Source organism: Pseudomonas antarctica (genome assembly GCF_900624995.1).
Taxonomy (GTDB): Bacteria; Pseudomonadota; Gammaproteobacteria; order Pseudomonadales; family Pseudomonadaceae; genus Aquipseudomonas; species Aquipseudomonas antarctica.
Genome location: NZ_UYXQ01000003.1, coordinates 111,599 through 130,823, shown reverse-complemented (window position 1 = coordinate 130,823; position 19,225 = coordinate 111,599). Strand labels below are relative to the sequence as shown.

Sequence of the window (19,225 nt, the reverse complement as noted above, 5' to 3'; positions counted from 1 at the left end):
TGGGTTCCCATTGCTCCCTCGCGTGGTTTTGCAGGCTAAGCTTGCGGCTCACTTATTTAAGCGGAGCCAGGTATGTCTGAGTTGATCCTGCACCACTACCCACAGTCCCCCTTTGCTGAAAAAGCCCGGCTGCTGCTGGGCTTCAAAGGTTTGTCCTGGCGCTCGGTATTGATCTCGCCGGTGATGCCCAAGCCAGACTTGACCGCCCTCACTGGCGGCTACCGCAAGACGCCGGTGCTGCAAGTCGGCGCGGATATCTACTGCGACACTGCCTTGATCGCTCACCGCCTGGAGCAGGAAAAGTCCGCACCCGCGCTGTTTCCCCAAGGCCTGGAACTGGTCACTCAAAGCTTCGCTGCCTGGGCCGATTCGCAGGTGTTCGCTCACGCCGTGGCGCTGGTGTTCCAGCCCGAATCCCTGGCGGTCAAGTTCGCCAAGGTGCCGCCGCAGATGCTTGAAGTGCTGGTGGCTGACCGCGCCAAACTGTTCAGCGGTGGCACTGCCACCCGCGTGCAATTGGACCTCGCCAAGCATCAATGGCCGACGATCATCAGCCGCATCGATCAGCAATTGCAGCACCAGGCAGGCGACTTCCTGTTCGGTGAACCTTCGATTGCCGACTTTGCCCTGGCGCACCCGTTGTGGTTCCTCAAAGGCTCGCAGGTGACGGCGCCGTTGGTGGATGCCTATCCGGCCGTGGCCACCTGGCTGGACCGCGTGCTGAGCTTCGGCCATGGCACTGCCAGTGAGATGAGCGCCGAGCAAGCCCTGGAAGTCGCGCGTAATGCGACGCCTGCGGCCTTGCCGGATGAACTGTTCGAGGATTTGAACGGCTTCAGACCGGGCCAGCAAGTCAGCATTTGCGCCACCGACTACGGCACCGACCTGGTGGCGGGCGAGCTGCTGTTTGCCGGGCGCGAAGAGCTGATCCTGCGGCGTACCGACGAGCGGGGCGGCACCGTGCATGTGCACTTCCCGCGCTTGGGTTTCCGCATTCAAGCGCAATGATCGTTCCCCTCGCTCTGGGTGGGAACGCAGCCCGTGACGCTTGCGTCGCCCCTGCGCAGGCGTCAACGGCGGGACGCGGAGCGTCCTGAGCGGTATTCCCACGCAGAGCGTGGGAACGATCGTGATAAAAATATTTGCAAACAAAGGTGAGGTAAATCCGCCGCCCATCCGTGTAGTGCTTGAAACTGCGATCTATTCGCATTAACAGCGTTTTCTACACGGGTTCTCACAGCATGAAATCGACGGCGGGCGGTTGGGTAAAACAGTGGCTGGGAGCCTCGGTATTGGCGGTGTCGGGGCTGGCGTTGCTGCCCCTCGGCGTGGCGCGCGCGCAGGAGCAGCAAAGCGCCCAGTTCAACTTTGCCCTGGCAGCCAAACCGCTGCCCCAGGCCTTGAGCGATTTCAGCCGGGTCACTGGCATCAGCGTGATCTACACCGATGAAGCGCCCTACGGCCTCAGCGCCCCGGCGGTCAGCGGGCAGATGAGCGCAAACCAGGCCCTGCAACGCCTGCTCGGTCACTCCGGCTTTACCTTCCGCCAGATCGACGCGCGCACCCTGGCCCTGGAGCCCGTGCCCACCGACGGCGCGGTCAACCTCGGCGCCACCACCATCAGCGGCGCCGGCCAGGCCCAGGACAGCACCAGCTACCAGCCACCGCCCACCAGCTCGGTGATGCGCGCCCATGGCCTGCTGCTGGAAACCCCGCAAACCGTCAACGTGGTGCCCGCCCAAGTGCTGCGCGACCAGACCCCGCGCAATCTGGACGACGCCCTCGCCAACATCAGCGGCATCACCCAGGCCAACACCTTGGCCAGCACCCAGGACGCGGTGATGCTGCGCGGCTTTGGCGATAACCGTAACGGCTCGATTATGAAAGACGGCATGCCGGTGGTGCAGGGCCGTGCCTTGAACGCCACCGCCGAGCGTGTTGAAGTGCTCAAAGGCCCGTCCTCACTGCTTTACGGTATTCAGGACCCAGGTGGCGTGGTCAATATCGTCAGCAAAAAGCCCGAGCTGGTGCAGTCCACTTCCCTGACCGCGCGCGGCTCGACCTTCGGTGGTGGCAAGAACGGCAGCGGCGGCAACCTCGACACCACCGGCCCGATTGGCGACAGCGGCTTGGCGTATCGCCTGATCGTCGACCATGAAGACGAAGATTACTGGCGCAATTTTGGCACCCACCGCGAGACGCTGGTGGCACCTTCCCTGGCCTGGTACGGCGACACCACCCAGGTGGTGTTCGCCTATGAACACCGCGAATTCCTCTCGCCGTTCGACCGTGGTACCGCCATCGACCCCAAGACCAACCACCCGCTGAACATCCCCACAACCCGTCGCTTGGATGAACCCTTCAACAACATGGAGGGCCGCTCCGACCTGTACCGCCTGGAAGTCGACCACGACCTGAACGACGACTGGAAGGCGCATGTCGGTTACAGCTGGAACCGCGAGACCTACGACGCCAGCCAAGTGCGTATTGTGTCGGTGAACCCCAACGGCACCCTGACCCGCAGTATGGACGGCACCCGGGGCGCGTTGACCACTGATCGCTTCGCCACGATGAGCCTGGAAGGCAAGGTGAACCTCGCAGGCATGCAGCATGATCTGGTATTCGGCCTGGACGATGAGTACCGCAAGATCTACCGCGCCGACCTGATCCGCCAGTCGCAACGCAGTGCCTTCAGCTACCTCAACCCGGTCTACGGCAAGGATGTGCAGGGCACCACCGTCAGCGCCAAGGACAGCGCCCAGACCGACCTGCTGCGCAGTGACTCATTGTTCTTGCAGGACGCCATTCACCTGACCGACCAGTGGATCCTGGTGGGCGGCGTGCGCTATCAGATGTACGACCAATACGCCGGTAAGGGCGTGCCATTCAAGGCCAACACCAACGGCAATGGCCAAGCCTGGGTGCCGCGTGCCGGCCTGGTGTACCGCTACACGGATGAGTTGTCGTTCTACGGCAGCTACACCGAGTCGTTCAAACCCAACTCCACCATCGCCGCCTTGGCCGATGGCAGCACCTTGACCGGCGACCTCACGCCGGAGGAATCCAAGTCGTGGGAATTGGGAGCCAAGCTCGACATTCCTGGGCGGATTACCGCCAGCGCGGCGTTGTTCAATATCGACAAACGCAACGTGCTGGTCTCGGTGGGTTCCGGTGCGAACACCGTCTACAGCATTGCCGGCCAAGTGCGTTCGCGTGGCCTGGAGTTGGACGCCACCGGCCAGTTGACCGACCAATGGAGCGTGATCGGCAGCTACGCCTTCACTGATGCCGAAGACATCAAGGACAAAGACCCGACTCTTGAGGGTAACCGCCTGCAAAACGTGGCCAAGCACACCGGTTCGCTCTCGGCGGTCTACGACTTCGGCAACGTATTCGGGGGTGATCAACTGCGGGTTGGTGCGGGTGCTCGTTATGTCGGCGAACGTGCTGGCGATGCCGCCAACGACTTCAACCTGCCCGGCTACACCGTTGCAGACGCGTTTGCCACCTATGACACCAAGATCGAAGGGCAGAAGGTCAAGTTCCAGCTCAACGTGAAGAACCTGTTTGATCGCACGTACTACGCCTCCGCCGCGAGCCGGGTGTTTGTGTCGCTGGGGGATGCGCGGCAGGTGTCGGTGTCCAGTACGCTCCAGTTTTGATGTGTAAAGCGCAGCTTCCTGTGGCGAGCGGGCTGTTGTGGCAAGCCCGCTCGCCACAACAGCACTGAGCTGGTAGCGTTGCCGTCACTGAAGACTTTGCGGGAAAACGGTACTGATGCAGTTGGGCAGATGGATACACACCAGCGCAATGCTGGTCGGTTTGAGTTTTTTACTGGGCGGCTGCGCGAGTGTTTCGCCGACCTCCAACGGCCTCGATCAATGGCTGGCCGACCCGGCGCTGCAGGGCGCCACGGTGTCGCTGGTGGTGCGTGACGCGCGCAGCGGCAACACGCTCTACCAACACAACCCACGCACACGGTTGATGCCTGCCTCCAACCTCAAGCTATTGACCACCGCCGCAGCGATGGACCTGCTGGGGCCGCAATACCGGTTTTCCACGCAACTGCTGAGCAACGGTATACGCCAGGGCGATCGCCTGACCGGCAACCTCTACCTGCGCGGCCTGGGCGACCCGACCATTCAGTTCGCCGACTACCAGGCCCTGGCGGCACAACTGGCCAGCCAAGGCGTTCGCCAGGTGCAAGGCGACTTGGTGTTCGACGACACCTGGTTTGACGCCGAGCGGCTGGGCGTCGATTGGTCCCACGATGATGAAACCACCTACTACGGCGCGCAGATTTCAGCGTTGACCGTGTCACCCAATTCGGATTTTGATGCAGGCAGTGTGCTGGTCACGGCCAAGGCGCCGGTGCGCGTCGGCGTGCCTGTGAGCGTCGAGGTCTTCCCGCCCACCGACTACCTGCAACTGAGCAACCGCGCCGTCAGTGGGCCGGGTAATACCTATGGCATCAACCGCCGCCACGGCACCAATCTGTTGCAACTCAGCGGTGCCGTCGCGCCGGGCAGGCAGAGTCAGCAGTTGGTCAGCGTGTGGGAGCCGACGCAACTGGTAGCCAATTTGTTTGAACAAGCATTGAAGCAGCAAGGCATCACGGTGCTCGGGCGTCGGGTGATGGGGGCTACCAGCCCGGCCGGCGTGACCGTGCAGGCCGAGCATCAATCGGCGCCGTTGCAGGAGTTGATCACGCCACTGCTCAAACTCTCGAACAACAACATGTCTGAAGCGTTGCTCAAGGCCATGGGCCGCAAGACCGCGAATAGCGGCACGGCGGCAGCGGGCGTGGTGGCCGTCGCGGGGTTTCTCAAACGCCAGGGTGTGGACACCGCGACGCTGAAGCAGGTTGACGGTTCCGGCCTGTCGCGGCAGAACCTGGTGTCGGCGCAAACCCTCACCGACTTGCTGCTGGCCGCGAGCAAACAGCCGTGGTTCAACGCCTGGTACAACGCGCTGCCGATTGCCGGCAACACCGACCGCATGACCGGCGGCAGCCTGCGCTATCGCCTGCGCGGCACACCGGCGCAAAACAACCTGCATGCCAAAACCGGCTCCATGGGCGGCGTATCCTCGTTGAGCGGTTACATCACCGGCGCGCATGGGCGCCGGTTGGTGTTCTCGATGATCAGCAACAATTACGTGGTGGCCGGGGCGCAGGTCAAGGCCTTGGAAAATCGCGTGGCGGTGGCCCTGTCACGCTGGGACGATTGACTCAGGGCTGATAGCCCATGCGCCAACTCACGGCCCGGGTCGCCGCCAGCAAATGCTGCGCCGCCGGGCCATCTTCATCGGCGTGGAACAGTGAGGTAGGGCCGACCACGGTCATCACCGCCGCCACCTGGCCGACCGCATTGAACACCGGCGCCGACAATGCGTCGACGCCGGGCATCAGCAAACCATGCACAAAGTGCAGGCCACGGCTGCGGATCTGTTCGCATGCGCTGGCATAGGCCTGATCGTCGGCCAAGGCATGGGCGAGACCGGCTTGGATCTCACGCTCACGCAACGCCATGGTTTCCCGCGATGGCAGGTAAGCGCTGAACACCAGCCCGGTGGACGAGCTGAGCAGTGGCAGCACTGAACCCAATTGCGTCACTACCGTGATCGCGCGCACCGCCGGCTCGATGTGCACCACCGTCGCGCCCTGGTTGCCCCACACCGCTAAAAAGCAGGTTTCATTCAATTCATCGCGCAGCTCCGCCAGGGGCAGGGCGCCGACTTTCAACACATCCATGCTGCCCAGCGCGGCCAGTCCCACGCGCAACGCTTCACGGCCCAGGCCGTAATGGTTGGTGGCGGTATTCTGCTCAGCAAAGCCTGAGGCAATCAGCGCCTGCAAATAGCGGTGGACCTTGCTCGCCGGCATCTGCACATGCTCGGCCAGGCGCGACAGCGAAGTGGCCGGGGACAGTTCGGCGAGGGCCTTGAGGATATCGGTGCCCACTTCGGCCGAGCGGACTTTCTGTTTACCGGTGTCGCGTGGCTTTTCCATGAAGGGGCGAGAATCCGAGAGATGAATGGGCGTCTTTATAGCTTGACGGTCGACAGTGATCAAATTACGTTATGCGTAACTGGATTACGATAAAAACAACTTCCGTACAGAGGATGATCCATGAACCTCGAATACCAATCGGGCTTTGGCAATGAATTCGCCAGCGAAGCCCTGCCCGGCGCGCTGCCCGTCGGCCACAATTCCCCGCAAAAAGCGCCCTACGGCCTCTACACCGAACTGTTCTCCGGCACGGCCTTCACCATGGTGCGCAGCGAAGCCCGCCGCACCTGGCTGTACCGCATCCAGCCGTCGGCCAATCACCCGGCCTTCGTCAAGCTTGAGCGGCAGTTGGCCGGTGGGCCGTTGGGCGCGGTGACGCCGAATCGGTTGCGCTGGAACCCGTTGGATATTCCCGGCGAGCCGACGGACTTTATCGACGGGCTGGTCGGCGTGGTCGCAAACTCAGGGTCGGAAAAACCGTCCGGCATCAGCATCTACAACTACCGCGCTAACCGTTCGATGGAGCGCGTGTTCTTCAACGCCGATGGCGAACTGTTGATCGTGCCCGAGCAGGGCCGCCTGCGCATCGCCACCGAACTCGGCGTGCTGGACGTCGAGCCGCTGGAAATCGTCGTGCTGCCCCGGGGCCTGAAATTTCGCGTCGAACTGCTGGACGCCCAAGCGCGCGGCTACATCGCGGAAAACCACGGCGCGCCGCTGCGCCTCCCGGACCTGGGCCCGATTGGCAGCAACGGCCTGGCCAACCCGCGTGATTTCCTCACCCCGGTGGCCCACTACGAAGACCACCAGAAATCGACCACGCTGGTACAAAAATTCCTCGGCGAGTTGTGGGCCTGTGAGCTCGACCATTCCCCGCTGAACGTGGTCGCCTGGCACGGCAATAACGTGCCGTACAAATACGACCTGCGCCGTTTCAACACCCTCGGTACGGTGAGTTTCGATCACCCGGACCCGTCGATCTTTACCGTATTGACCTCGCCCCCCAGCGTGCACGGCCTGGCCAACCTCGACTTCGTGATCTTCCCGCCGCGCTGGATGGTGGCCGAGAACACCTTCCGTCCGCCGTGGTTCCACCGCAACCTGATGAACGAATACATGGGCCTGATCCAGGGCGCCTACGACGCCAAGGCCGAAGGCTTCCTGCCCGGCGGCGCGTCGCTGCACAGCTGCATGAGCGCCCACGGCCCGGACGGCGAAACGTGCACCAAGGCCATCAACGTCGAGCTGGCGCCGCACAAGATCGATAACACCATGGCCTTCATGTTCGAAACCAGCCAAGTGCTGCGCCCGACCCAGTTCGCCCTGGAATGCCCGCAGCTGCAACCTTCTTACGACGCGTGCTGGGCCTCGCTGCCTGCCACCTTCAACCCGAACCGGAGATAACCGATGACTCAACCCATGCCAACCCGCAGCTGGGTGACCAGCGCCAACGGTCACCGCGATTTTCCCCTGCAGAACCTGCCGCTGGGCGTGTTCAGCATCAACGGCTCGGCACCGCGCAGCGGCGTAGCGATTGGCGACGCGATCCTCGACCTGCACGCCGCCCTGGATGAGTTTGACGGTGAGGCGCGTCGCGCTGTTGAAGCCACCGTTGGCGGCCAACTGAACGCCTTTTTTGAACTCGGCCGTGGCCCGCGCGTAGCCCTGCGCGAACGCCTGCTGGAGTTGCTTGCCGAAGGCAGTAAGCTGCAACGCCGTGAAGCGCAGGTGCTGCATCTGGCTGCCGATTGCCAGATGCACTTACCGGCAAAAATCAGCGACTACACCGACTTCTACGTCGGCATCGAACATGCGCAGAACGTCGGCAAACTGTTCCGCCCCGACAACCCCTTGCTGCCGAACTACAAATACGTGCCGATTGGCTATCACGGCCGCGCCTCAACCATTCGCCCCTCGGGTACCGAGGTACGTCGCCCTAAAGGCCAGACCCTGCCGGCCGGCCAGACCGAGCCAACCTTCGGCCCCTGCGCGCGCCTGGATTACGAATTGGAACTGGGCATCTGGATCGGCCAGGGCAATGCCATGGGCGACTCGATTGCGATTGGCGACGCCGCCGAGCACATCGCCGGTTTCTGCCTGCTCAACGACTGGTCGGCGCGGGATATCCAGGCTTGGGAATACCAGCCGTTGGGGCCGTTTCTGTCGAAAAGCTTCATCACCAGCGTCTCGCCATGGGTGGTGACGGCCGAAGCGCTGGAACCGTTCCGTAAAGCGCAACCGGCGCGTCCGCAGGGCGATCCACAACCGCTGCCGTACCTGCTGGACACGCGTGACCAGGCGGCCGGCGGCTTTGATATCGAACTGGAAGTGTTGCTGAGCACCGCCGCGATGCGTGAGCAAAACCTGGCGGAACATCGCCTGACCCTGAGCAACACTCAGCACATGTACTGGACCGTGGCGCAAATGGTTGCCCACCACAGCGTCAACGGTTGCCAGTTGCAGGCCGGTGACCTGTTTGGTTCAGGCACCTTGTCCGGGCCGCAGCCGGGGCAGTTCGGTAGCCTGCTGGAAATCACCGAAGGCGGCAAAAAGCCGATTGAACTGGCCTCGGGCGAGGTGCGTAAATTCCTCGAGGACGGCGACGAAATCATCCTGCGCGCACGGTGCAGCCGCGAAGGGTTTGCCTCCATCGGCTTCGGCGAATGCCGTGGCACCGTGGTTGCGGCGCGGTAGAGGGCCGGGCGATGGAACTCTACACTTACTACCGCTCCACTTCGTCATACCGGGTACGTATCGCGCTGGCGCTCAAGGGGTTGGACTTCACCGCCGTGCCGGTCAACCTGCTGGTGCCGCCGGGCGGCGCTAATCGCCAGCCTGAATACCTGGCGATCAACCCACAGGGCCGTGTGCCGGCCTTGCGTACCGATGACGGCGACCTGTTGATTCAGTCGCCGGCGATCATCGAGTACCTGGACGAACGTTATCCACAGGTGCCGTTGCTTGCCAAAGACCTGGCGACCCGTGCCCATGAGCGCGCGGTGGCGTCGATCATCGGCTGCGATATTCACCCGCTGCACAACTCCAGCACTCAGAACTTGCTGCGCAAGTGGGGGCATGATGAGGCGCACTTGCTCGAGTGGATCGGGCATTGGATCAGCCAAGGCTTGAGTGCGGTGGAGCAGTTGATTGGCGATACAGGCTTTTGTTTTGGTGAACAGCCGGGGCTGGCGGACGCGTTTCTGATTCCGCAGCTGTACGCGGCGGAGCGCTTCAACGTGCCGCTGGCGGCGTACCCGCGCATCGGGCGGGTAGCCGCGTTGGCGGCGCAGCATCCGGCATTTGTGCAGGCGCATCCAGCTAATCAACCCGATACCCCTGCCACACCCTAAATCAATGTGGGAGCTGGCAAGCCAGCTCCCACAGTTGATCGGCGTCATCCTTATAAAAATAACAGGTACCTTGCGATGCACAATCAGATTGCCAGCTTTCTCGCGGCACTCGACGCCCGTCCGGTGTCGCGCTACCAGTGGTTGATCCTCCTGTTGCTGGCGTTGCTGCTGGTAACCGATGGCTACGATGCCCAAGTGCTGGGTTATGTGGTGCCGGCATTGGCCAAGGATTGGAGCCTGGAAAAAGCCGCGTTCGGCCCCGTGTTCAGCGCCAACCTGCTGGGCCTGACGTTGGGCTCATTGCTGGTGACGCCGCTGGCCGACCGGTTCGGCGTGCGACGTATCCTGCTCGGCTGCGTGTTGATCTACGCCAGCCTCACGGTACTGATGGTGTTCGCCAATTCCCTGACCAGCCTGATGGCCGCGCGGTTTATCTGCGGCATCGGCATGGGCGGCGCGATGCCGAGCGCCATGGCGCTGATGTCGGACTCCGCATGCGCACCTTGATGGTGACGTTGGCAGCCTGTGGTTTCTCATTCGGCGGCGCAGCGGGCGGTTTCGTGGCGGCGGGGTTTATCGACGGCTACGGGTGGCAGGCGGTCTTCCTGGCCGGTGGTGTGACGCCGTTGCTGTTGTTTCCTTTCTTGGTGTGGCTGTTGCCTGAATCCCTGCCGCGTTTGCTGCGTGATGCACCGCCTTATAGGCGGCTGCAAAAGGTTACGGCGCGCATGCTGCCCGACTGGCAACCGCCGCTGGCCAGTGATGCCGAAAACCGCCAGGAACAAGGCAGCAAACTCACGGTGGTGGAGCTGTTCCGCAACGGCTACGCGCGCCCGACCCTGCTGATCTGGGCGACCTTTTTTGTCAGCCTGATCCTGCTGTATTTCATGATCAGCTGGTTGCCGTCGTTGCTGCTGGAAAGCGGCCTGGAATTGAAGGAAGCCAATCTGGTGACCTCAATGTTCCTGTTCGCCGGCACCTTGGGCGCCATTGGCATGGCCTGGTTTGCCGACCGCCTGAAAAGCAAAGTGCGGCTACTGTCCGGTGTGTTGGCGGCGGCTGCGGTGTGCACCGTTCTGCTCGGCTTGAACCACGATAATCCGCGCTATCTGGTGGCCTGTGTGTTCGCCGCGGGGTTCTGCATTATCGGCGGCCAGCTGACCCTCAATGCGTTCGCCAGTAATTTCTACCCGGCGCACGTGCGCGCCACCGGCACCGGCTGGGCGCTCGGAGTGGGGCGATTTGGTTCAATCCTGGGGCCGCTGTTTGGCAGCCTGTTGCTGGCAATGCATATTCCGGTGGAGCAGATTTTCTTCTTCTGCGCGATTCCGGCGGTGATCGCCGCGTTGTTGATCATTCAAGTGCGTTCGCCTGGCTCAAATGCGCCGAAGGACTCGCTGCACAGCGCTATTCTCAAAGCGCCGGGGAGTCACTGATTCAACGCAAGTCAAATGTGTGTGGCTTGTCTGCGATTGCCATGCGTGTCTACGCAACTTTTTGTGTTGCTTTTAGCCTGGGATGGTTTAGGTAGATTGAGTACATATCCGTTGCTGCGGTAACGGCTTCGTAGGGTTCCGCTCTTACAGCGGCTCACTTTTGGAAAGACCCAAAAGTAAGCAAAAGGTCTTTGCCCCACCACTCGGTGCCTCGCCTAGGCTCGGCATGCCCGCACGCAGGCTTGAATCCGTGGGCCGCCGCCATGGGCCATCCTTGGCCCATCGCGGCTAACCCGGCGTCCTGCCGGGTTACCCACGGATTCAAGCCTGCGTTCGGCCATCGTGGTTTTACGGGGCGCCTCAGATCAAGATCAAGATCAAAAGCAAGAGCACGGCGGCCTAGTAGCCGACCTGAGTGGTAGAAGCAAAAGCAAGGCAAAAGCAGAGCAGAAGCAGAAGCAGAGCAGAAGCAGAGCACCACCCTATCTAGCTGATGTACTGAGATCCCAATGTGGGAGCGGGCTTGCTCGCGAATGCGGTGGGTCAGCCAGCTCATGTGTAACTGACCCACCGCATTCGCGAGCAAGTCGAGTCGTCGCACCGCCGCTCCCACAGTTTTGACCGAGTTCGACTGCCAGCACCGCAGTGCTCTGCTTTTCTGTGGGAGCTGGTTTTTCGGATCGCCGCACCGCTGCGATGCAGACACCTCGGTCCATCAAGTACACCGAGTTGATGCCATCGCAGGCAAGCCAGCTTCCACATTAGATTGAGTTCAGTTTCAAATATCAGGTCGGCTGTCAGGCCGCCTCTGCTTTGCTTTTGATCTAACCACTCAGGTCGGCTACTAGGCCGCCGTGCTTTTGATCTTGATCTTAGGCGCCCCGTAAACCACGCTGGCCGAACGCAGGCTTTGGAGCGTGGGTAAACCGGCAGGACGCCGGTTTAGCCGCGATGGGCCAAGGATGGCCCATGGCGGCGGCCCACGGTCCAAAGCCTGCGTGAGGGCACACCGAGCCTAGGCGAGGTGCCGAGTGGTGGGGCAAGAGCGTTTTGGTTACTTTTGCGCTCTTTCAAAAGTGACCCGCTGTAAGAGCGGAACCAATAGAGGCCATGACCCAAATAACGGATATGTACCCAGCGCCCCCGCGACAACCAAAGAACTCAACCCATAAAAAAATGTGTAGATACCTATGCTGCGATAGCGGTGTATCAGTGACAGATGTATGGCTGACTCACCGCTATCGCAGGCAAGCCAGCTCCCACCCCATTAATGCACCACTGAGTTGGGCGGCAGGTGCCCCAGCCGCTCGGTCAGGCGCAGGCGCTGGATCGGGTCTTCGCTGAGCAACAAGGCGTGTTCCAGGTCATAGCGCTCGGCGCTTGGGCAATCCAGGCGCTGGTACAGACTGGCCCGCGCCAGGTAGTCGGCGGCGCTGGCATTGCCCAGCTCCAACACACGCTCGGCATCGACCAGAGCGGCCAATGGGTTATCGTTGGAGAGGTGCAACTGGCGCAGGTTGCGTGACAACCGTTGCAGGATCGAGCGTGGTTCGGCGCTGAGCAGATGGTCGGCCTGCAACTTCAGATTCGGCCCGTACTGACGGTGCAGCAACTCGCGGCAGTCATTGGGGTACAAACGCCGCCCACCGCACGGGTCCAGCAGGTGATCGGCACCGGGCACCCGCAGCAGGAAATGCCCCGGGAAGTTCACGCCCGCCATCGGGATATCCAGGCGCCGCGCCATCTCCAGCGCGATCAGCCCCATCGCCAGCGGCTGCCCACGCTTGCGCTGCAGCACCTTGTCCAGCAAGGCGGCGGCGGGGCGCAGGGGGGTGAAGTCATCCTGGGCGAACCCCAGGTCATTCATACGCCGCAACAGCGGCTGGCCGAGTTCATCCGCAGGCAACAGGGGCATACCTACGCTGATCTGTTGTTGCAGTAACGCAAGATCTTGCAGGATCAGCAGTGGCTGCACGGCCGGGTCATGCTCGGCAGCAATCCACAGCGCCGCTTCAAACAGCGCAGCGGGTGAACGGTCCAGGCAGGCGAAAAAGGCTGTGCGGGGATTCATTGCATTCTCCGACGGATGCCCCTGTTTTAGCCTTGCGGTGAATTTTCGTCCAGTGACTTAAGCAATATCCGACCTGCTTATGTCGCTGGGGCTGTGAAATCGGGCGGCTTATTCCAGCGCACTTCGGCAGTTTCCTGGCGTAAGCCTATACTTGGGCCTCTACCAGAAGTGATTCGGGAGCCCGACGATGTTTGCGCTCATGCACAGCACCCGCCTTGAATCGCTGCACCTGAGCATCGACCCGGCGACCGGGCTGAAGGCGGTCATCGCCATCCACAACAGCCGCCTGGGACCTGCCTTGGGCGGTTGCCGTTACCTCGCCTACCCCGACGATGAAAGTGCCGTGGCCGATGCCGCGCGCCTGGCCCAAGGCATGAGCTACAAAGCCGCCCTGGCCGGTTTGCCGGTGGGCGGCGGCACGGCAGTGATCATCCGCCCCGTGCATGTGGAGAGCCGTGCGGCACTGTTTGAAGCGTTTGGCCGCTGTATCGAAAAACTCGACGGCCGTTTCATCACCGCCATCGACAGTGGCACGTCGGTGGCCGACATGGATTGCATCGCCCAGCACACCCGCTTCGTTACCAGCACCACCGCCGCCGGCGACCCCGCGCCCCATGCCGCCATGGGCGTGTTCACCGGCATCCGCGCCGCCGCCATGGCGCGCCTGGGCAGTGACAACCTCGAAGGCTTGCGCGTGGCCGTCCAGGGCCTGGGCAATGTCGGTTACGCCCTGGCCGAACAGCTGCACGCCGCTGGTGCCGAGCTGCTGGTCAGCGACATCGACCACGGCAAGGTACAACTGGCCATGGAACAACTCGGCGCACACCCCATCGCCAACGACGCCTTGCTCAGCACGCCGTGCGACATCCTCGCGCCGTGCGGCGTCGGCGCCGTGTTCAATCGGCTCAGCGTCGGCCAGCTACGCTGCGCCGCCGTGGCCGGTGCCGCCAGCGCGCAACTGACCAACCTGGACATCGCCGACCAATTGGAAGGGCGCGGCATCCTCTACGCGCCGGACTATGTGATCAACTCCGGCGGCCTGATCTACGTCGCCCTCAAGCACAGCGGCGCCGAACTGCCAGGCATCACTGCGCACCTGTCGAACATCGGCACGCGGCTGACGGAAATCTTCGCCCACGCCCAAGCCGAAAAACGCTCGCCCGCACGGGTGGCGGATGAGCTGGCTGAACGCCTGCTCTACCCATAGCGCAGGCATTAAAAAGGCCCTGAACCAATGATTCAGGGCCTGTTCAATTCGGGCTTTACTCTGTCGCTGGGTTCAGCAACTCGGACAGTGCGTCCGGTTGGCTCTTGAACGCCTTGGCAAATACATCGCGGTTCTTCGCCATGTAGATCCCGGCTTCTTCCACCTGCTGCTCGTTCAGGGACGGCACGGCTTTTTGCAACACTTCTGCCAGCAACTCAGCGAGTTCTAGCATTTTGTCATGACGGTCAGCTTCGGCTTTATCCATGAACAAACGCTCCAGATCTCGGCTGCTGCGGTATACCACTTCGACGGCCATTCACCACCTCACATGCCTTCACGATAGTTGTCTTTTGCGACTACTGTATTTATATACAGCTAAAAGAGTAAGCCAAACGATGGGGTTTGGGTAGCAGTTTTTTAATGTAGCTGGGAAATAGGGGTTTGCTAGAACGGGAATTTCTGACGACACGCTGAGGTTGCCGAGTAATCCTACGGTGGCTTACCTTCTCCGGGCCTTGCAACGCGGGGCCGAGCTTGGCGGCTCGAACACGAAAAGGAGAACTTTCTTGATTAATACCGGAGCCGCACCATGGAAAACGATACTCACCGTAGCGTCGATGCTTTGAATTGCGAGCCGCCCGTTACGCTATTCAGCGTCACACCTACAGTGGACACAGAAACCCTTCTGGCAAACGCCAGCGAAACCCTAAGCAGCGCCCGTGAAATGGCCAATAGGCTGGCATTCGACCTTGAAGGCCCGCAGCGAAGCCTGGTCTTGGCGATTCACCAACTAGTGGAAATGGGCGGCTTGTTGGTCGACCGAGCCCTGGAGCAAGTCGCACCCGCCTGAGGCCTCACTACCGATCGTTCCCGCGCTGCGCGTGGTAATGCCGTCAGGGGCGCTCTGCGCCCCGCTGCCCACGCAAGGCTCAAGGGGACGCGGAGCGTCGCGGAATGCATTCCCACGCAGAGCGTGGGAACGATCAAGGGCGTTTCGCACCCCAGCGCGAGCAAGCTCCCTCGCCACAGGTTATGCGCCTGCCTTGTGCCTCATATCACGCCGCCATCATCTTATACCTGCCTCTGGCCTTTTTTCTGCATGCAGAACAACCGTCACGTCCCACCCGCATTATCCGGTCGAGCCGACCTAAGGAAGCATCATCGTGAAATTCAACTGGGCCGAAAAGCTGCGTCAAAATGTCCATGGGCTGGCTGAGTCGCTGGGCAATCTGTTTGTCGAGACGTTCCACTACCTGGCGTTGTTCGCCATTGGTGCGGTGACCGCCTGGGCGGCGGTGATGGAGTTTTTGGGAATGCTGGAAACCGGGCACATCAAGATCGATGACATCTTGCTGCTGTTCATCTACTTGGAACTGGGCGCAATGGTCGGGATTTATTTCAAGACCAACCACATGCCGGTGCGCTTCCTGATCTACGTGGCGATCACCGCGCTGACGCGCCTATTGATCTCCAACGTCTCCCACCACAACCCGCCTGACATCGGCATCATCTACCTGTGCGGCGGCATTTTGCTGTTGGCATTCTCGATTCTGGTGGTGCGCTATGCCTCGTCGGCGTTCCCCTCGGTGAAAGTCGAAGGCCCGCGTCGCAAAGGCGAGGCGAGCCTGGAAACCGAGAAGGGCGAGCTTTAAAGCCCGACGCTGAAGGGCAGGGTGCGGGCGGGCGGTCGCTGCAGGAGTTTATGGTCGCCGTCCGTCATCACCGCCAGGATTTCCATGGCGCTGTGGCCTTGCTCGATGGCGATGCCGAACTGAATGCTTTGCACCAGCCGTTTGAGCCGCTGCGGGTCGTTGCGTTGTTCGGCGCTGATCATGCGTTTGGCGACCACGCGCTCCTCATTGGAGAGGGTGAGCATGATGCTGCCATCCAGCCGCTGGATGCTTAGGTTGACGCGGTATTGTGGGGTGAAGGTGTCGGTGATGATCTGAAAAGGATTGTCCATGGTGCGTTACCGCCTGATAAGAACATGCAGTCATTGACGACCGGTGTCGGGTTTAGTTCGCGTTGCCTGACCACCGGCCACTCCGTCGCTGAGGGGTCACAAAGTCCGTTTGCCTCGTAGGCTGTACAGCAAAGGGCGTGCCGTATGACGACCTATCTGACTGTTTCTAACCCCTGTGGGAGCGGGCTTGCCCGCGATTGCGGTGGATCAGCTTAATAATTTCTGGCTGACAGACCACTGTCGCGGGCAAGCCCGCTCCCACATTGGATTTGTGTTGTGGGCTATTTCAGGGCAACACAGAGAAAACGATCGCAGACAGCGCAATCAGCCCGATCACCACCACAAACACATTCGACACCTGCCCCGAATACTGGCGTAAAGAGGGCACGCGGCGAATCGCGTACATCGGCATCAGGAACAGCAGGCAGGCAATGATCGGCCCGCCCAGGGTTTCGATCATGCCCAGGATGCTCGGGTTGAAGGTGGCCACGGCCCAGCAGGTCAGCACCATGAACAGTGCGGTGCAGCGTTCCAGCGCTTTGGCCGACATAGAGCGGTTACGCCCGCGCAAGGATTTGACGATCAACCCCTGAAAGCCTTCGCTGGCGCCGATGTAGTGGCCGAGGAAGGATTTGGTAATTGCCACCAGCGCGATCAGCGGTGCGGCGTGGGCGATTACCGGCGTCTGGAAGTGGTTAGCCAGGTACGACAGGATCGAAATGTTCTGCGCCTTGGCAGCCGCCAGATCTGCCGGCGACAGCGCCAGCACGCAGCTGAAGCAGAAAAACATCACCGTCAGCACCATCATGCCGTGGGCCGTGGCGAGGATGCCGCTGCTTTTGCGCTCGGCCTGGGCGCCGTATACGCGCTTCTGGTCGACGGCGAAGGCGGAGATGATCGGCGAGTGGTTGAACGAGAACACCATCACCGGGATCGCCAGCCACAAGGTCTTGAAGAAAGCCGGCAGCGGCATGCCCTCGCTGGCGGAGGCGAAGAACGCGCCGTTCCAATTGGGGATCAGGCTCACGGCCAGCAACAGCAGGGCGGCGACGAACGGGTATACCAGCACGCTCATGGCTTTGACGATCACGCCCTGGCCGCAGCGCACAATGGCCATCAGGCCGAGGATCAGCACCAGCGAGAGAATCGCCCGTGGCGGCGGAGCCATCTGCAGTTGGTGTTCCATGAAGCTGCTCAAGGTGTTGGTCAGCGCCACGCTGTACACCAGCAGAATCGGGAAGATGGCGAAGAAGTACAGCAGGGTGATCAGTTTGCCGGCGCCGACGCCGAAGTGTTCTTCGACCACTTCTGTGATGTCGCCGGATTTGCCTGACAGCACAAAGCGCGTCAGCCCACGGTGCGCGAAGAAGGTCATCGGGAAGGCCAGCAGCGCCAGCACAATCAGTGGCCAGAAGCCGCCGACGCCGGCATTGATCGGCAGGAACAAGGTGCCGGCGCCGATGGCGGTGCCGTAAAGGCCGAGCATCCAGGTGGTGTCGTGTTTGGTCCAGCCTTTGGTCACGGTTGTTGCTATAGCAGGATGTTCAGCAGCAGGTGTACGTACATCGGTCATCGATATTGCCTCGTTATTGTTTTTGCGCGGGCTCACGTTGGGGCGCTCAGGCCATGTGAAAGCTACTACGCTCGGCAATCCTGCGTTAAAAACAGGCTCGGAATGCTCATTTACAACCAGTAAACTCCGCTTCCTCGCCTGTTTTTGCCTTGTCTTGCCTTCGCTCGCTACGCTTTCACACGGCCTTCGAAGGTGCTCTGATCAGCACTCCACCCAGTTGACTGCCAGGCCGCCCCGTGAAGTTTCTTTGTATTTGTCATGCATGTCGGCGCCGGTATCGCGCATGGTGCGGATCACCCGGTCGAGGGAAATGAAGTGTTTGCCATCACCGCGCAGGGCCATTTGCGTGGCGTTGATCGCCTTGACCGCGGCAATGGCGTTGCGCTCGATGCACGGCACTTGCACCAGGCCGCCGACGGGGTCGCAGGTCAGGCCGAGGTTGTGTTCCAGGCCGATTTCGGCGGCGTTTTCCAGTTGTTCTGGCGTAGCGCCGAGGATATCGGCCAGGCCAGCAGCGGCCATCGCGCAGGCCGACCCCACTTCGCCCTGGCAACCGACTTCGGCGCCGGAGATCGAGGCGTTTTTCTTGCAGAGGATGCCGACGGCGGCGGCTGCCAGGAAAAAATTGACCACGTCGTCGTCAGACGCGTTCGGGTTGAACTTCATGTAGTAATGCAGCACCGCCGGGATGATGCCTGCCGCGCCATTGGTGGGTGCGGTGACCATGCGCCCGCCAGCGGCGTTTTCTTCGTTGACGGCGAGGGCGAACAGGTTGACCCATTCCATCGCCGACAAGGTCGAGGTGATCACGTTGGGCTTGCCGATTTCCAACAGGCTGCGGTGCAGTTTCGCCGCACGGCGTGGCACATCCAGGCCACCGGGCAAGATGCCTTCATCGCGCAAGCCTTGCTCCACGCATTCGCGCATCACCGACCAGATATGCAGCAAACCGCTGCGGATGTCTTCGTCGCTGCGCCACGCGCGTTCGTTGGCCATCATCAGCTCGGAAACCCGCAAGCCGTGCTTGTTGCACAAGGCCAGCAGTTCGACGGCGCTGGAAAAGTCGTAGGGCAATTCAACATCGCTGGTCGGCGCGATACCGGAAGCGGCTTCGGCCGACTCGATGATGAAACCGCCGCCTACCGAGTAATAGGTTTGTTCACTCAGCAGCCCATTGTCGCCATAGGCGTGCAGGGACATGGCGTTAGGGTGGTAGGGCAGGCTTTCGTCCAGCAACAGGAGGTCTTTGTGCCAGTTGAAGGCAATTTCCTGTGTGCCTGCCAGCAGCAATTGGCCGGTTTCGCGCAGTTGCTGGATGCGTGCATTGATCAAGGTGGGGTCGACCTTGTCCGGCCATTCACCCATCAAGCCCATCACGCAGGCGCGGTCGGTGGCATGGCCGACGCCGGTGGCAGACAGCGAGCCGTACAGGCGCACCTCGACACGGCGCGTGCCACTCAGTAAATCTTGGTCGGTGAGTGCTTGGGCAAAGGTCGCCGCCGCCCGCATTGGGCCAACGGTATGGGAGCTGGAAGGGCCGATGCCCACCTTGAATAGATCGAAAACACTGATAGCCATGCTAAAGCCTTACAAGCAATGGAGTAGAAATCGCTGC

General features: G+C 61.5%; 15 protein-coding genes and 1 pseudogene. 10 read left to right on the top strand and 6 right to left on the bottom strand.

Going from position 1 to position 19,225, the window contains the following annotated elements:
* Positions 1 to 72: 72 nt before the first annotated feature.
* The 3 genes from E0F99_RS03510 (at position 73) to dacB (ending at position 5,229) form a co-directional block, all read left to right on the top strand.
* Positions 73 to 1,008, top strand: a complete 936-nt coding sequence (locus E0F99_RS03510) for a glutathione S-transferase family protein (RefSeq protein ID WP_083360015.1) — start codon at positions 73 to 75, stop codon at positions 1,006 to 1,008.
* Positions 1,009 to 1,241: 233 nt separating this feature from the next.
* Positions 1,242 to 3,662, top strand: coding sequence for a TonB-dependent siderophore receptor (locus E0F99_RS03505; RefSeq protein ID WP_083360014.1), 2,421 nt, complete (start codon positions 1,242 to 1,244; stop codon positions 3,660 to 3,662).
* Between the two features lie 115 nt (positions 3,663 to 3,777).
* Entirely contained in the window at positions 3,778 to 5,229 is a 1,452-nt protein-coding gene (dacB, locus tag E0F99_RS03500; protein ID WP_083360013.1) for a D-alanyl-D-alanine carboxypeptidase/D-alanyl-D-alanine endopeptidase, read from the top strand.
* A 1-nt stretch (position 5,230) separates the two neighbouring features.
* Here the strand turns inward: dacB and E0F99_RS03495 are convergent, their stop codons facing one another.
* Complete coding sequence (locus E0F99_RS03495) at positions 5,231 to 6,010, bottom strand: IclR family transcriptional regulator (RefSeq protein WP_083360012.1); 780 nt, start codon at positions 6,008 to 6,010, stop codon at positions 5,231 to 5,233.
* Between the two features lie 120 nt (positions 6,011 to 6,130).
* Here E0F99_RS03495 and hmgA point away from each other — a divergent pair, with 120 nt between their 5' ends.
* From hmgA to E0F99_RS03475, 4 genes and pseudogenes are all read left to right on the top strand, one after another.
* Positions 6,131 to 7,414: a homogentisate 1,2-dioxygenase gene (hmgA, locus tag E0F99_RS03490; protein ID WP_130908706.1), complete on the top strand. Its 1,284-nt coding sequence runs from the start codon at positions 6,131 to 6,133 to the stop codon at positions 7,412 to 7,414.
* A gap of 3 nt (positions 7,415 to 7,417) precedes the next feature.
* Positions 7,418 to 8,704, top strand: a complete 1,287-nt coding sequence (gene fahA, locus E0F99_RS03485; RefSeq protein ID WP_083360010.1) for a fumarylacetoacetase — start codon at positions 7,418 to 7,420, stop codon at positions 8,702 to 8,704.
* Positions 8,705 to 8,715: 11 nt separating this feature from the next.
* Entirely contained in the window at positions 8,716 to 9,360 is a 645-nt protein-coding gene (gene maiA / locus E0F99_RS03480) for a maleylacetoacetate isomerase (RefSeq protein WP_083360009.1), read from the top strand.
* A gap of 75 nt (positions 9,361 to 9,435) precedes the next feature.
* Positions 9,436 to 10,796: pseudogene (locus E0F99_RS03475) on the top strand (MFS transporter).
* Between the two features lie 1,267 nt (positions 10,797 to 12,063).
* Here the strand turns inward: E0F99_RS03475 and E0F99_RS03465 are convergent.
* Entirely contained in the window at positions 12,064 to 12,867 is an 804-nt protein-coding gene (locus E0F99_RS03465; RefSeq protein WP_083360008.1) for a SirB1 family protein, read from the bottom strand.
* Positions 12,868 to 13,054: 187 nt separating this feature from the next.
* Between E0F99_RS03465 and E0F99_RS03460 the strand changes: the two genes are divergently transcribed.
* Complete coding sequence (locus tag E0F99_RS03460; RefSeq protein WP_083360007.1) at positions 13,055 to 14,074, top strand: Leu/Phe/Val dehydrogenase; 1,020 nt, start codon at positions 13,055 to 13,057, stop codon at positions 14,072 to 14,074.
* Between the two features lie 55 nt (positions 14,075 to 14,129).
* Here E0F99_RS03460 and E0F99_RS03455 read toward each other — a convergent pair whose 3' ends face one another.
* A complete protein-coding gene (locus E0F99_RS03455; RefSeq protein WP_083360006.1) occupies positions 14,130 to 14,390 on the bottom strand; it encodes a YebG family protein in 261 nt (86 codons plus the stop codon).
* Positions 14,391 to 14,663: 273 nt separating this feature from the next.
* Here E0F99_RS03455 and E0F99_RS03450 point away from each other — a divergent pair, with 273 nt between their 5' ends.
* The gene (locus tag E0F99_RS03450) at positions 14,664 to 14,924 is read left to right on the top strand and encodes a DUF6124 family protein (RefSeq protein WP_083360005.1); all 261 of its coding nucleotides are present in this window, start codon (positions 14,664 to 14,666) and stop codon (positions 14,922 to 14,924) included.
* A 313-nt stretch (positions 14,925 to 15,237) separates the two neighbouring features.
* Complete coding sequence (locus tag E0F99_RS03445; protein ID WP_083360004.1) at positions 15,238 to 15,726, top strand: phosphate-starvation-inducible protein PsiE; 489 nt, start codon at positions 15,238 to 15,240, stop codon at positions 15,724 to 15,726.
* Here E0F99_RS03445 and E0F99_RS03440 read toward each other — a convergent pair.
* The 3 genes from E0F99_RS03440 to E0F99_RS03430 all read right to left on the bottom strand — a co-directional run bounded on the left by E0F99_RS03440 (position 15,723) and on the right by E0F99_RS03430 (position 19,188).
* Positions 15,723 to 16,037 (bottom strand): DUF3509 domain-containing protein, encoded by a 315-nt coding sequence (locus E0F99_RS03440; protein WP_083360003.1) that lies wholly within the window; start codon positions 16,035 to 16,037, stop codon positions 15,723 to 15,725. The genes E0F99_RS03445 and E0F99_RS03440 overlap by 4 nt on opposite strands.
* Before the next feature lie 286 nt (positions 16,038 to 16,323).
* On the bottom strand, positions 16,324 to 17,610 hold the full coding sequence (locus tag E0F99_RS03435; protein ID WP_083360002.1) for a serine/threonine transporter: 1,287 nt from the start codon (positions 17,608 to 17,610) through the stop codon (positions 16,324 to 16,326).
* A gap of 201 nt (positions 17,611 to 17,811) precedes the next feature.
* Positions 17,812 to 19,188, bottom strand: coding sequence for an L-serine ammonia-lyase (locus E0F99_RS03430; protein ID WP_083360001.1), 1,377 nt, complete (start codon positions 19,186 to 19,188; stop codon positions 17,812 to 17,814).
* Positions 19,189 to 19,225 lie beyond the last annotated feature (37 nt).

Coding starts and splice junctions, on each gene's coding strand:
- hmgA (WP_130908706.1), top strand. CDS start 6,131: ATGAACCTCGAATACCAATCGGGCTTTGGCAATGAATTCGCCAGCGAA.
- E0F99_RS03495 (WP_083360012.1), bottom strand. CDS start 6,010: ATGGAAAAGCCACGCGACACCGGTAAACAGAAAGTCCGCTCGGCCGAA.
- E0F99_RS03505 (WP_083360014.1), top strand. CDS start 1,242: ATGAAATCGACGGCGGGCGGTTGGGTAAAACAGTGGCTGGGAGCCTCG.
- E0F99_RS03455 (WP_083360006.1), bottom strand. CDS start 14,390: ATGGCCGTCGAAGTGGTATACCGCAGCAGCCGAGATCTGGAGCGTTTG.
- E0F99_RS03430 (WP_083360001.1), bottom strand. CDS start 19,188: ATGGCTATCAGTGTTTTCGATCTATTCAAGGTGGGCATCGGCCCTTCC.
- E0F99_RS03435 (WP_083360002.1), bottom strand. CDS start 17,610: ATGACCGATGTACGTACACCTGCTGCTGAACATCCTGCTATAGCAACA.
- E0F99_RS03460 (WP_083360007.1), top strand. CDS start 13,055: ATGTTTGCGCTCATGCACAGCACCCGCCTTGAATCGCTGCACCTGAGC.
- E0F99_RS03465 (WP_083360008.1), bottom strand. CDS start 12,867: ATGAATCCCCGCACAGCCTTTTTCGCCTGCCTGGACCGTTCACCCGCT.
- fahA (WP_083360010.1), top strand. CDS start 7,418: ATGACTCAACCCATGCCAACCCGCAGCTGGGTGACCAGCGCCAACGGT.
- E0F99_RS03510 (WP_083360015.1), top strand. CDS start 73: ATGTCTGAGTTGATCCTGCACCACTACCCACAGTCCCCCTTTGCTGAA.
- maiA (WP_083360009.1), top strand. CDS start 8,716: ATGGAACTCTACACTTACTACCGCTCCACTTCGTCATACCGGGTACGT.
- E0F99_RS03440 (WP_083360003.1), bottom strand. CDS start 16,037: ATGGACAATCCTTTTCAGATCATCACCGACACCTTCACCCCACAATAC.
- E0F99_RS03450 (WP_083360005.1), top strand. CDS start 14,664: ATGGAAAACGATACTCACCGTAGCGTCGATGCTTTGAATTGCGAGCCG.
- dacB (WP_083360013.1), top strand. CDS start 3,778: ATGCAGTTGGGCAGATGGATACACACCAGCGCAATGCTGGTCGGTTTG.